General features: G+C 60.8%; 13 protein-coding genes and 1 pseudogene. 8 read left to right on the top strand and 6 right to left on the bottom strand.

The features are described from left to right. Positions 1-151 precede the first annotated feature (151 nt). Together R4P70_RS30020 and R4P70_RS30015 are read right to left on the bottom strand one after the other, a co-directional pair. Entirely contained in the window at positions 152-1,288 is a 1,137-nt protein-coding gene (locus R4P70_RS30020; protein WP_021343094.1) for a GIY-YIG nuclease family protein, read from the bottom strand. Between the two features lie 45 nt (positions 1,289-1,333). Next, positions 1,334-1,921, bottom strand: coding sequence for a helix-turn-helix domain-containing protein (locus tag R4P70_RS30015; protein WP_317833315.1), 588 nt, complete (start codon positions 1,919-1,921; stop codon positions 1,334-1,336). Positions 1,922-2,099: 178 nt separating this feature from the next. Here R4P70_RS30015 and R4P70_RS30010 point away from each other — a divergent pair, with 178 nt between their 5' ends. The 3 genes from R4P70_RS30010 (at position 2,100) to R4P70_RS30000 (ending at position 5,305) form a co-directional block, all read left to right on the top strand. Then, positions 2,100-3,665: a hypothetical protein gene (locus R4P70_RS30010; RefSeq protein ID WP_317833313.1), complete on the top strand. Its 1,566-nt coding sequence runs from the start codon at positions 2,100-2,102 to the stop codon at positions 3,663-3,665. Beyond that, positions 3,662-4,318: a DUF305 domain-containing protein gene (locus tag R4P70_RS30005; RefSeq protein ID WP_069147077.1), complete on the top strand. Its 657-nt coding sequence runs from the start codon at positions 3,662-3,664 to the stop codon at positions 4,316-4,318. The genes R4P70_RS30010 and R4P70_RS30005 overlap by 4 nt, the downstream gene beginning before the upstream one ends. Before the next feature lie 63 nt (positions 4,319-4,381). Continuing rightward, positions 4,382-5,305 carry a DUF2797 domain-containing protein gene (locus R4P70_RS30000; protein ID WP_317833310.1) on the top strand — a complete coding sequence of 308 codons (924 nt, stop codon included), beginning with the start codon at positions 4,382-4,384 and terminating at the stop codon, positions 5,303-5,305. A gap of 7 nt (positions 5,306-5,312) precedes the next feature. Here R4P70_RS30000 and R4P70_RS29995 read toward each other — a convergent pair whose 3' ends face one another. After that, a complete protein-coding gene (locus R4P70_RS29995) occupies positions 5,313-5,783 on the bottom strand; it encodes a hypothetical protein (protein ID WP_029254609.1) in 471 nt (156 codons plus the stop codon). A gap of 704 nt (positions 5,784-6,487) precedes the next feature. Between R4P70_RS29995 and R4P70_RS29990 the strand changes: the two genes are divergently transcribed. The 4 genes from R4P70_RS29990 (at position 6,488) to R4P70_RS29975 (ending at position 8,744) form a co-directional block, all read left to right on the top strand. After that, positions 6,488-6,856, top strand: a complete 369-nt coding sequence (locus tag R4P70_RS29990) for a hypothetical protein (RefSeq protein ID WP_020906454.1) — start codon at positions 6,488-6,490, stop codon at positions 6,854-6,856. Between the two features lie 22 nt (positions 6,857-6,878). Next, complete coding sequence (locus tag R4P70_RS29985) at positions 6,879-7,334, top strand: pyridoxamine 5'-phosphate oxidase family protein (protein WP_317833307.1); 456 nt, start codon at positions 6,879-6,881, stop codon at positions 7,332-7,334. 78 nt (positions 7,335-7,412) lie between these two features. Next, entirely contained in the window at positions 7,413-7,751 is a 339-nt protein-coding gene (locus R4P70_RS29980; protein ID WP_317833305.1) for a hypothetical protein, read from the top strand. A gap of 273 nt (positions 7,752-8,024) precedes the next feature. Then, entirely contained in the window at positions 8,025-8,744 is a 720-nt protein-coding gene (locus R4P70_RS29975; RefSeq protein WP_047269066.1) for an HNH endonuclease family protein, read from the top strand. Positions 8,745-8,787: 43 nt separating this feature from the next. Here the strand turns inward: R4P70_RS29975 and R4P70_RS29970 are convergent, their stop codons facing one another. The 3 genes from R4P70_RS29970 to R4P70_RS29960 are packed head-to-tail and all read right to left on the bottom strand — an operon-like array spanning position 8,788 to position 12,694. Beyond that, the gene (locus R4P70_RS29970) at positions 8,788-9,387 is read right to left on the bottom strand and encodes a DUF6262 family protein (protein WP_047269065.1); all 600 of its coding nucleotides are present in this window, start codon (positions 9,385-9,387) and stop codon (positions 8,788-8,790) included. After that, on the bottom strand, positions 9,384-11,591 hold the full coding sequence (locus R4P70_RS29965; RefSeq protein WP_058037609.1) for a tyrosine-type recombinase/integrase: 2,208 nt from the start codon (positions 11,589-11,591) through the stop codon (positions 9,384-9,386). The genes R4P70_RS29970 and R4P70_RS29965 overlap by 4 nt, the downstream gene beginning before the upstream one ends. After that, the gene (locus tag R4P70_RS29960) at positions 11,588-12,694 is read right to left on the bottom strand and encodes a tyrosine-type recombinase/integrase (protein WP_047269064.1); all 1,107 of its coding nucleotides are present in this window, start codon (positions 12,692-12,694) and stop codon (positions 11,588-11,590) included. Before R4P70_RS29960 ends, R4P70_RS29965 begins: the two co-directional genes overlap by 4 nt. Before the next feature lie 50 nt (positions 12,695-12,744). Here R4P70_RS29960 and R4P70_RS29955 point away from each other — a divergent pair. Further along, positions 12,745-13,043 (top strand): annotated as a pseudogene (locus tag R4P70_RS29955) (hypothetical protein); the annotation flags it as partial.

Below are 13,043 nucleotides of genomic sequence, written 5' to 3'. Positions count from 1 at the left end.
GGGGGGGTGTGCCACGGGGCCGGGGGGTGCCCACGTCTACGGTGTTGGGGGTTGGGTGGTGGCGGGCCCCCCCCGGGGGTCGCGGGTGGGGGGGGGGGGGGCCCCCCCCCCCCCCCCCCCCCCACAATGCCTTCTACCTGAAGTTGTTGCGTTACTTGGACTTACGAGGTCCCGGCATGACCGCCCCCGGACGAGCGGTAGTCAACCTCGTGACCCAACCGCTGACGGGCCACTTCTTCAGGCCGACGTTGTGCGGGGTGACCTCGGTTCCGACGTACTTGGCAGCGAGCTCGTCGTCGACGGTTCCGTTGAACCGCCACAGTTGGCTTCCGTCGGCATTGCGAGTGGACACCTCCCATGACTGAGCGCGGAATGCACCACGAATGATGCTGTCGGCAAACACCAGAACGGGGATTCCGATCTCGGCACGAACAGCTGCACCGGCAGACCACTCGGCGCGCGCGAGTTCGTAGATCTCTTCCGGCGTTGCTCCCGGACGAGCGGAGGCCGGCACGTGGAGGACGATGCTCGGCGTCGGGAGTTCCGGCGCGGGATCGGCCGAGTAGCGCAACGCGAGTTCCTCGACGCGGGTCGCACGGGCGTCCTTGTCCGATGTATCGCCCGCGAGGTTGGTCAGGCCCTCGCCCGCGTCGGTGATTCGCAAGGCTTCCACGATGCCGCGGACGACCTCGTCGGTAGTGGCGGCCGAATCCGTGGCGGCAGCGACCGAGCGGAGAAGAACGAAGTGCTCCACCGCCGAACCCGCGTCGTAGATTTCACGGATGCGGGCGATCTTGGCTGCTGTCACAGCAGCGTTCGACTCGGCTGGGCCGTCCGCTCCTTCGAGATTCGCAAGTTCACCGAGCGCTTCGAATACCGGCGCGAACACTTGATTTCCCGTGCCGTGCCCGACATGGAACACCTGATCGTTGCGCGGGTCACGCAGGGCAAAGACATACTGCCCCAGTCTCTTCCCAACCTTTTCGGTGAACGGCTGCGGAGCCGGCTTCCTGACGACCACCTCGGTGGACAGAGTGCGCATCACGGCCAGACGGAGTGCGTCGGGCACGCTGGTGGAACCGGCAGCACCGGAAAAGATTGCCGCCGAAGCAGCGCTGATCGAGGTGAACGTGCGGCCGACTTGCTTCTCGAGAGATGCAGAGACCGTACCGACCGCAGTCAGTTTTGCATCGAGGGTGCCGTCACCCTCGACAAGGAACTCCTTGATCAACGGAGCAACGAGCAGGGTGGAGCCGATAGCGCGAGGAACTGTCCAGACAATAGCCATGCCACGAGCCTAGGCGATCACCTCGAGACGCGAGGCGAACGCGACTCAGCCCGCCGCTGCCGGCCCGGCCAGTCCCTGCACAAGAAGGTTCCAGGCCGAGTGCGCAACGTCTTTCCGCGAGCTCTCGGCAGTCCGTTCCATGATCGCGGCGAACATGGCGATCGCCAGGATCACGTCCTCAGCGGTCACGGACTCTCGTATCTTCCCAGTTCGACGCGCCTCGTCGAGGCGCCCTTCGAGGAGATCGGTCAAACGGGCGCCGGCCGAATTCAGTCGCGAGTCGCCGAAGGAGACCGGCTTGATGACCTCCACGAACACGATGGAGGTAGTGATCTGGTCGACCAACAAACGAAAAAGATCGTCGAGAGTCGAATCCGGATCAGCCGCCAGATCTTGCAGCTCGACGATGTTCTCGTCGAACACCGCGAGTGCGAGGCTTTCGCGAGTGGGAAAGTGCCGGTAGAGGCTGCCCTGGCCGACGCCGGCCGTGCGGGCGATCAGGCTGAGCGGAGCAGCAAATCCCTGGGTGGCGAACACCTCGCGAGCTGCTGAGATGAGCGCCGCACGATTGCGCGCCGCATCTCTCGGCCCTCTGTTGAGAGATCCGCTATTGACGCGGCCAGACGATGTCACGCACACTACGATACCAACCGGACAGCATTGTCCGGTTGGTTGCGGCCCGACACCGGTTCACACCCCGACCCGATCGTCGTGAGCGCTCGAACGCGCGCCTGCCCTCCGTGCTGCCTGTCCTTGAGGTACGTCTGCCCGTGAGATACGAAAGGCAATCCCGCACCGGGAGTTGGACTCGATGAAATCGTTCACGACCATCAGAACCAGATCTGCCATCGCGCTCGTCACCTTGATCACCGTCCTTCCCGTGTGCGTCGCTTCTGCTGAGCCCGCCACTGCCCCGGGCTCGATCCACGAGAACCCGGGTGTCGCTTCCAACGCTGCAAGCCGCGCCGAATGCGGCCCGGGCTCGATGCCCGAGACCGGGTTGCAGGGTGATGTTCCGGCCGAGGACCGAAACAGCGGACGCAGCCGAGACGGGTACAGCTGCAACATGTCTCAGATCGGCGGTTACTCGAGTCGCGGCGGCGGGATCACGTCCACCAACTTCGAACACTGCTCGTACATCGGCAGCTTCTTCCCCGGGAACCTCCTGGGCCCCGCGCAGGGCGTGCAAGTTCTCGACGTGTCGGATCCTGCCAATCCTGCTCTCACCGCCACGCTGACCGAACCTGCGATGCTGGCCGGAACGTGGGAGAGTCTCAAGGTCAACACCGCGCGAAAGCTGCTGGTGGGCACGGGCGTTCCGCTCTTGACCGGCGTCGGCCTGATGTCGGTCTACGACATCTCCGATTGCGCGCACCCGAAACTGCTCAACCCCGGACCAGGAACCGATCTGGGGATGCTGCTGCCGATCACCAATCACGAGGGCGGATTTTCACCGGACGGGAACACCTACTGGTCTTCCGGCACCGCTCCCGGCGTGGTGAGCGCCGTCGATCTCACCGATCCCGCCAACCCGCGCGTCGTCTGGCAGGACCTCATCGGGTTGTCGACCCACGGCTTCGGAATCACTCCAGACGGAAATCGCATGTACCTGTCGAACAATCTCGGCGGAATACATGTTCTCGACATCAGTGAGGTTCAGCGCCGCGTCCCGAATCCTCGGGTGCGCCAACTGTCCCAGCTCTCGTGGACCGACGGTTGGGCCACCCAACACAGCATTCCGGTCACCTACGACGGTTCGCCGTACCTGTTCACCGTCGACGAAGGTGGTTCCGGCGGAGTCAAATTGATCGACGTCTCCAATGACGACGAACCGGCGGTCGTCAATTCGGTGAAGCTCGAGATCAATCTGCCGGAGAATCAAGATGCTGCGCTGGCGTCTGCTGCCGGCGGATCGCTGTTCGCGTACGAATCTCACTACTGTTCGGCCGATCGCCCGGTCGACCCGACGGCGCTGGCATGCGGATGGATCTCGAGCGGGATTCGGGTCTTCGATGTTCGAGATCCCTTCGACGTCCACGAAATTGCGTACTTCAACCCACCCGCTCGGACCGGCGACAATCTCGAACTCGCCAACTCGCCGCACGCTCTCGCCTCGCTCATCGGGGTACCCATTCTCAGCACGCCGGCAATCGCGCAGTCGATCGCGCAAGGCCAGTTCGACCCCGGCCAAGCGCTGAGTTCGCGATCGGGCATGGTCGCTCTCGGCGACATCTCGACCGATTGGTGCTTCTCCCCACCCGAATGGCGCGGCACCACGTTGTGGGCGACGTGCGCCGACAACGGCTTTGTTGCCATGCAACTCGAAAACGGTGTCTACACACCACCCGCTGACCAGAAGACGACCGTGGGATCATGACGGCGCCGCGATCGGTCAAAGCCGTCGCACTCGTGGCTGCGGCACTGATGCTGCTCGTACTCGGCGCAGCATTACGTCCACTGTTCGCACCCGAGAACCACACGCAGACAGCTGTTCTGAGCGAAACCGAAATCGGATTCGTGCATGACATGGCGGCCCACCATCAACAGGCCCTCTTCATTCTCGCGCGTCTGAGCCCCGATGTGGACCCGGCGGTTACGAGACTGGCCCAGCAGATCGACGATGTTCAGAGAACGGAAATCGGTGTCATGCTCGGCTGGCTGCGGTTGGCCGGTGTCCCGCCGAACAGTAGAACGCCGATGGCGTGGATGGAGGCGTCACCGAGCGGCGCTGGCGACTCTCATCATCACCCGGCAACGCTGGACACCGAGGCCGCCTCCATGCCGGGTATGGCTACGACCGAAGAACTCGAGAAACTGAGTAGCGCTCGCGGGTTCGACGCCGAGGTTATGTTCCTGCAACTGATGGAACGCCACCACCGTGGCGGGATCGCTATGGCGCAGGCCGCCGATGCTCTGCTCGAGCGCGGACCGGTGAAACAGTCGGCCCGCGACATGATCAATTCCCAGAGTCAGGAATCCGGGCTGATGACACTGATGCTCGGACAACGTGGGGCGCAACCACTGCACTGAACCGCATCTGCACTGACTATCATGGGTGTCGACCTGTGAACTACAGAAGGAATCGACACTTCAATGACCCTGCTCGTTCGCGGAATCGAATGGTCGAACCCGACAGCACCGCGGATCCGATGCGTCGACGACACCACTTCCGCTGCGACCTTCTACACTCACGACTCGGTTCTGCGATTCTCCGTCGACGAGGCGAAGGGCCGCCGTTGCCTCGGGTGGCGAGATCTCACCGCCGAAGGTCCGGGACACTCGCCGTGTGACCGCGGGGCCACGGTCGTTACCGGGCGCCAGTGCGATCGATGCCGAAATCGTGAGGGATTCACCACCGTTCATCAGGCACATGTCAGCGGCGCGCACATTCATCCGAACGTGCACACCTATCTCACGCAACCACAATGGCTCTACATCGACATTTTCGCCGGCGGTCAGATGAAGGTGGGGACGGCGGCCGAGTTCCGCAAGCATCCGCGAGTCGCCGAACAGGGAGCGGTCTGCGCATTGTTCGTAGCGCGGTCGACGGACGGTTACAGCATTCGTTCCCTCGAAGCCCGAGTTTCGGAGCACTTCCACTTGAGCCAGGCAATACGTACGTCTCGGAAGATCGAAGCGCTGACAGGACCCTTGGATCGCGAGAAACTGCGAAAGTCGTTGCACCACTTCGTATCGTCGATCAAAGACGAGCTGAATGACATCGGATCGGACATCGACGGAATCGAGATCCTGGAGGCTCCCGAAGAATGGACGGCGCCGGCGTGCGCCGACGTTGTCTTCGATGCGGCACCGTTGATCGCGTATCCGCACACTTTCGAGTCCGGGGAACATTCCTTGTACTTGGAGGGCCTTGCCGGTTCGATCGCCTCGCTGCGGATCGACCCCGATCCTGAATCGCCACGCTTCGTCGCGGATGTGTCCGGACTGGTCGGTCGAACCATCACCGTCGGCGAGTTCGAGTCCCCTGGCGTGGCGATTCAGGAATCGTTGTTCTGAAAGTAGGTCAGCAACTTCCCGCGGTCGCTGCGGCGAATCCGCGAGTGACCTCAGCCTGCTCGTCGGCAGACAAGCTCGACCACTCGGGATAAGCCTGGATGGAGGTCAGCATGTCGTTTGCCAATGATTCACGCGTCATGCCCATTTCCTCGCCCGACTCGTCAATTGCCGGCTGGTATGCGTCGAGGTACCGGAGAACGTCGGAGCACGCCTGCGCGTAGGTCCGTGGCAGTGCCGAACTCACATTCGGGTCCGACGGGACCTCAGCCGGGACGCTCGAGTCGACCGACGGTGCCTCGGTAGTCGATTCCGACGATGTCGCCGGAGCCTCGGATGACGTCGTCGGTGACGCAGTGGTGGTCGCCGAAGCGGAGGAAGTGAGTGTTCCGACCTCGGTCGGCTTGTCTCCGTCAGAACCGCAGGCAACCAGCGCCACCAGCGAGCAGGCACCGATGAACCCGGTGATCGTTTTCTTCATCCTTCAAGGATGCCAGAGGGCGTCTGGCGCTCGAACGGACCGGCATCGTCGACCGGCGAGAATCGTCCGGGCAGCCTGTCGAATCCGACTGCCTCGTCGGCCCGCCTACAGGATTGGACCATATGCCCCGTCTGCGAACCCATGCTACGGTAACTTAACTGCAAAGTAACTATGGGTGGGATTGTCCGGTCTGCCGCGTTCATCCGGAACGCTCTGATCGGAAATAGTTCGTCTTTAAGGGGCTGGAACGAGTGGGACTTTTTCGTCGACGAGGCTCCCGGGAGGAAGACGACGATCGCGGGCAAAACCTCGATCGCAGCGACCCCGGGTATGCCGCCTGGTTCGCGAACGTCTCCGACGCGGGCGGTCAGCCGGTTCCGTACAAGCGGCCGCTTACCGCGCCGGTGTATCCGCAACTTCAGACGCCGGTGCCGGACTTCGAGACGGATACGAGATGGCCGCTCAGCGCACCCCCCGGGGACGGCTGGCTGCCCGCAGACCGCATCGACGAATTCGAGTCGTCGAATGGCCGCTCATCTGCACCGAACGGAACGAGCCCACAAATCTCACAAGCTGAACAGTTGCCGCCCAGCCCACTCCCGACACCGCAACCAACGATTCCACCTCGAAATGTACCGATGACTTCATCACCGAAGCATCACCTGGAGTCGCCCCGCGCGACTCTGCCCTACCAAGGAGAAGCAATGAGCAACATCGACAAGATCCTCGGCGAATTGATGCGCATCGACGGTGCCAGCGGTGCAGCCGTCGTCGACGCCGACAGCGGGATGGTTCTCGGTATGAGCGGCAACCCGTCATTCAGCCTCGAGTACGCCGGCGCCGGCAACTCCGAGGTTGTGCGAGCAAAGCTCCGCACGATGAGTAACTTGGGGATTACCGACACTCTCGAAGACATTCTGATCACCCTGAGTAACCAGTACCACCTCATTCGCGTCCTCGAGACGCCCGGACTGTCGACGCTGTTCGTGTACCTGGTTTTGGATCGCGCGCGTGCGAACCTGGCACTGGCCCGCCACAAGCTGGGCGAACAGACACCCAAGATCGAGATCTGACGCTTCCACTCCCTTCCCGACAATGCCCGGTCCTCGCCAACGGCGAGGACCGGGCATTGTTCGTTCCGCATCGTCGATTGGTGAACGTCGCGCCGGCACCGATACTGGGACAGTGACTATCGCGGATACTCCTTGCGTGTGGTTGACCACCCTTCGAAGCGACGGCTCGCCGCACACGACTCCGGTCTGGTTCTTCCTGCGTCAGAACACATTCTGGATACCGAGCGCCGAGCAGAATCGGAAGGTTCGGAACCTGCTGGACGATCCTCGGGTCTCGTTGGCAGTCGACGGATCCTCTCGCGACCCGTGGGTCGCACAGGGGTTCGGGACAATTCACCACGACGTCGGCGAGTTCGGCGATCTCCTGAAACTTTTCGGCGAGAAGTACGACGGCTGGGATGCCGCAGACGAAACTCGTGAAGGTCCGCGAGTTCTCGTGTCGGTTCCGGTGACGCGATGGCTACTTCGACCGGACTGACAGACAGTGCCGGTTCAGCCCGAAATGTCGTGAATGACATACTTGTAGTTCATCTCTCGCAGAAATGGACTCTCACACATGGCACGCACGGCACATCACAGGCGCGGCATCGCCGGCGTCACCATCGGCATTGCTGCCGTGATCGTGCTGGGAGGTTGCGCCAGTTCCAACGCCGACGCACCCGAAACATCTTCTCTCGGTTCGGGAATCGGATCCGGCGTCACGACGACGGTTACGGCCGGAACTTCGGCTCCCTCGTCCGCCGCAATTGAACTGCTGGCACAGATCCCCATCAAGGGACGCGCACCCAAGACCGGATACGACCGTGCACTGTTCGGTACCGCCTGGACCGACGACGTCACCGTCGAGTTCGGCCACAACGGCTGCGATACGCGCATTATCTGCACGCAGTTTTGACATATCTCAAAACCTTGCTGGTAGGCCCCCATTGTTCGATGTCGACGGTGTGAGTTATGTGAGTGACGATGGTCAGTTCGTGTGACGGTCGACCGGTTCGACCGCACGGATAGGGACGATGGCATGTTCAATCACGCACGTGGCCGGTTGATTGGGTTCGGTGGATGTGTAGCACACCTGGTCTGATGTCGGGATTTCCCGACAATCATCCTCATGAGTTTTGTTGATAAGAGTGCAGATCCTCTGCACTGCATATGATTTAGGAGTTTGACGTTGCATAGTCGCTTGGTGCGTTCCCGTTCCCTCCTGGTTGCCGTCACTGCCTTGGTCGGGTTGTCGATTTCCGGTTGCAGTACGACGTTGGCGGATGTGATCCCAGCAGGATCGTTGTCTGTGGATAGCCCTGGTCAGCACGATGTTGATGTGGCTTCTTCCGTTGCGCTGTTGGAGACGCTTCCGGTGAAGGGGCGTGCTCCGAAAACTGGTTACAGCAGAGATCAGTTCGGTCAGGCATGGTCTGATGATGTCGATGTGGAGTTCGGGCATGACGGGTGCGATACGCGCAATAATCTGTTGGCTTCGCGGCTGACTGACGTGGTCTTCAAAGAAGGAAAGAAGCAATGTGTTGTTCTCTCTGGCACGTTGGCTGATCCTTACACTGGAAAGACGATCAATTTTGTTCGGGGACAGGATACTTCGACTGCGGTTCAGATTGACCATGTGGTCGCGTTGAGCGATTCGTGGCAGAAGGGTGCGCAACAATTGAGTCTTCAGGAGCGCACGAATCTGGCGAACGATCCCCGAAATCTGATCCCGGTGGATGGACCGACGAACGCGAAGAAGTCTGATTCCGATGCCGCATCCTGGCTTCCCCCGAACAAGGCGTACCGATGCACCTACGTCTCGAAGCAGATCACGGTGAAGTCGGTCTACCGCCTGTGGGTGACTCAAGCAGAGAAGGATGCGATGTCTGCCGTATTGTCCGCGTGTTGATTCACAGTTCCGCGTAGATTCCGATGCTTGCTGGGGTGTGTTCTTATGTGCCGATTGCTTCGATTCGTCGTGCTGGAGAAACGCTTTGAACCATCCTTTTGAGTGAGGCGCGGGCGGCGGTGAGCTCGTCCTGGAGTTCTTCGGTTCGTGTTGTCATGGTGTCGGCGCGTCTGCGTTCGGAGTCGAGGTCCGAGCGCAGCTCGGCTGCTATCTGTTCGAGCTCGTGGATACGGGCGAGCAGTGTGTCGTGCGGCAGGTGTTCGAGTTGGTTGCCGAGTAGTAGTTGCACTTTGGTCTCGAGCTTGGTTCGGTCCGTTCGTAGCGCCCGAACTTCCTCACGCGCCATCAACAGTTCGGCGTGAAGACTGTCCGCCGTAGCGGACGTGCGTCCGGCGCTGCTTCTGGTGGCGGTGTGGGAGTGCTCTTCTGTGGCGCGTTCGACGGCGGTTCGAATTGCTGCGGTGTTGTAGATGAACCATGGAGAAACGCCTGCGCGACGCGCTATTTCGCTGATGTTGATGCGTTCGCCAGCGGATGAGAGGTCGGCGATGACTGTCAGCGTTCTGCGTTGTTTGTCAGCGCTGTCACGTCGACGGGAGGCGATGAGCCGTTGGGTTCGTATGTCACGGTCATCGGCAGTCATCGTTGTTCGTCCTCGTTCGTGTGGGTGGTTACGGACTCGAGCGGTATGAAGGCAGCTGCGGTCCTCGCTTTCCTCAGTTCGCGGGAGGCGTTGTCGATGACCGCGCGTTGGTCTGCGGGCAGGTCGGCAAGCATTGCGTCCATCGACGAGATGACGTCCGTGAACGCGTGAATTTGGGCGTCGAAGTTGGTGATCACCCACGACGCGGAGTCGGTGGCGATTGCAGTTTCTTTGTCTGTGCGCAGCTCTGCGAGATGCTGCTCGATTGCGGGCCGGTAGGACGGGTCCGGTCGGTAGAAGGAGCATCCTGCGCACTGGAATCGGATCGGGCAGTGTTGGCCGCCGGCTTTGATGTTCGAGGGTTCGGTGCAGTTTCCGAAGGGCACGGCCACCGACTGTCGCTCGTACTCCGTTACCGACGTGAATCCCGCCGGTCGTCCGTGCCTGTCGATCGCGAACTTCGAAATCTCCTCGGTGGCTTGGCGTTTACGTTTGAGTGTGACGGAGAAATATCCCATGGTCGTGTCGACGCTGCGGTGATCCATCAATTCGCGTAGGACGTCCACCGGTGTGCCGTTGTCAGCGTGCCGCTGAGCGTAGGAGTGCCGCAATCCGTAAGGAGTGATCATTGATCTGTCGTAGAGAGCTGGGTTTCCGTCATCGTCGAGTCTTTCGTCGACAAGTTCCGGGATTGCATCGATCCAGATGGCGAAGGCCCGGGACCCGAACTGCGCACCGCTCAAGTGCCCGCGGCGAATGTTGTTGCGGGTTCCCGGCGTGGGAAAGAGCCAGTCGCACAGTGTGTCCGGAACAGACAGCGATTGAAGGTGGTCGAGCCATTGGTCGATCACGGTTGCCGTTGCAGTGCTGATCGGCAATCTACGCCCCATTCTGCGACGTTTACGGTTGTCGTAGACGAGTGTGGGCTTGCCGTCGACCCAGTCCAGGCATGAGCGTTTGAGCCCGACGATCTCACTCGGGCGTCGACCGGTGTCCCGGATGATCTGGTAGACCGTCTGATACATCATGGCGTAGTCGTCAGGGTTCCAGCCCGGCGCGGAGTACGTGGAGTGCCTACCCAGCAGCTCGAGGTGTTGATCGAGTTGTGCGATGACATGTTCGGGGATCGTGCGTCCGAAGTCGTCCTCGCTGGTCTCGACCTGGGCAATTGTGTGCGAACGCAGATCGAGTGCGAAGGAGCCGGGGATGTCATCCATTGCGCCCGTGCGGCGTGAGAACTCGAGAAGTCGGCGCCACCACCCGAGCAATGATCGTCGATGGGTGAAGGAATGGGGCTTGCCCTCTCGATCGGCGCTGGTGCGGAAACCCTCGACGACAGCGCTCATGTCACCGTGGTCGAGTAGTTCGGGGTGATCGCCGTTCGTGCGCAGCGAGAGTTGCCGTGAAGCGATTTCGGCGGCATGAACGGTGTGCCGCAGTGTCGTCACGGGTGGGCGTACCTCGCGGCCGAATTGTTTGGTGATCTCTCGAAGCCATCGCTGTCTGATCTCTCGGAAGTCCACAACGCCACCGGCCGCACTGTATCGCCGGTCCGGAGCAGCTTGCAGGCCCACGACGGCAGGTTTCCACACGTCGGCCATGGTGGGATCAGTACCGGAGTACACGACGTGCGCCCGCTGCAGATGTGTGACCAACGACCGGAACACACCACCGGCTGCAGCTCCGAGTGCCTTCTCGAACTGGCGATTTCCGGCGACATCGAGCAGTGAGCGACAATCCGGTGGGAGGTGGGAAACTATGCTGCGGATCCGCATCGGAACCAAGATGATCTGATCACGGTCACGCTGCTGCACTCCGTAAATAATCTCCGCCGCAACAGTGCCGTTCACCTCACTGAGTTCGAAATCGACTTTCGAAAAGGCTTTTTCGTCTCTTCGTGGAACCGAATCGGGGTCGAATGTCCGGTCGAAGAATGAAGGTGAGGTCCCGTTGAGCTTGCGGTGGCGTTCGCACCGCCTGCAACGGCGGTCGAAGATTTCCACGACCGTCATGCATCGGTCGACTCGGCACAGATAGACCGCTGTCATTTCGTTGTCGACGTCTCCGGTGAATACCTGTCGGCGTGAATCCCATTCCGCGACTCGCCATTGCGGGTCGATTCGTTCGATCAACCACGCTTTCCAGGTCTGTTCGTTTCCAGTCGAGAGGGCTCTTGACTCGACGGGTAGAGCGGTGATGCTCATATGCCCACTCTTTCCACTGCCGCCCTCAGGTCCTCCGCGTCGGGGTGTTGATAGATCGCGGTCGATGCTCGGCTCACATGACCGAGCAACGACTGAACCACGTCGATACCGGTGCCGTTGCGCGTCCAGATTGTGGCTGCCGTATGCCGGAACATGTGGGGCCGCAATCGGAAACCGGCACGGTTGCCGATCCTTTCCACAATCTGTTTTGCGTTCGAATACGACATCGGCGAACCGGCGTGATGCCCGAGAAGGTTGACGAACACGAAGTCCGAGGTCATTGCGGTGGGCACGCTGTCTCGTTCGAGAAGGTACTCGCGATACTGAGTGACCACCTCGTCGCTGACCGGTACGACTCGGGATTGTCCTTTAGCGCGGGCACCGTTCGAATTGCCTTCACGCCGAACAACATGAACATGAGGTCCACGTTCCTGGCATCCCAGATGAACCGAGGTCGGAAGGAAATGCAGGTCGCTACGGCGCGAACCCAATGCCTCTCCGATTCGGAGTCCGGAACGAACCAGCAACAGCACCAGAAAACGGTCTCGTTCGGTGTTCGCGGAGTTCAGAGCATGCGAAAACTGTTCTTCAGTAATAATTTCCGGAGGCTTTACGACTTCCGGCGCTTTGAGGGTTCTGGCACGAATCAGCCGATGCTGACCGGATTCACCTTCGTGGAAATCGCGGGGTGCGTAGGCCAGGTACTTGGGCTGGGACAGCCCAGAAACAACATCTGCGGAGACCAATCCACGCATTCCGCAGAACCTGAGGAATTCGACGACAGCGGTCATCACTGCGTTGACCGATCTGCCGGAGCGCAGCCGGTAGTGGACGGTTGGGGTGTGTTCGACGGCGAATTTGAAACGAGTGAGTTCACCTACACGAATCTCGTGCCAATCCAGTCCGCGACCGGCAGTCCAGTTCAAGAACCAACAGACCCGAGGAACGTATGCGCGGATTGTTTGAGGTGACCTTCCGGCGCCTTGCATGAACAGCACCCACTCGGAAGCCTCCGCGACCGGGCGCATGGATTCTTCGTCCACGATCACCCAACCCGACTGCCCCGTCGTCGGTGAAATGACCTTCTCTACAGCACACGACATCGCCACTCCTATGGCTGTCCCACCTGTGACATAGACGCTATTAGATAACCATGAGGGACAGGGCGACCGACACGCCGTGCCTACCGTGCCTTCATCCTGATGCGGCGCTAGAGATAACCCGAAACGACATCCTGCGGCGTGACCTCACCGACCTGACATTCAAAGACGGCTCCAAAAGCTGCTCGGTCCAAACCGGTACGCTCCGTGACCCGTACACGAACAAGACCATCGCCTTCACCCGCGGCCAGGACACGTCTTCTGCAGTCCAGATCGACCACGTGTTATCAGCAGCTTTGTCAAGGAGTCTTCCTCTTTCTGCTGGTCACTATGTCGATGACATGCCGCTCAC

The organism is Rhodococcus sp. IEGM 1241, assembly GCF_033142365.1.
In the GTDB taxonomy this organism is placed as follows: Bacteria; Actinomycetota; Actinomycetes; order Mycobacteriales; family Mycobacteriaceae; genus Rhodococcus_F; species Rhodococcus_F erythropolis.
The sequence above is the reverse complement of the archived record's forward strand: the minus strand, read 5'-3'. Positions and strand labels throughout refer to the sequence as shown.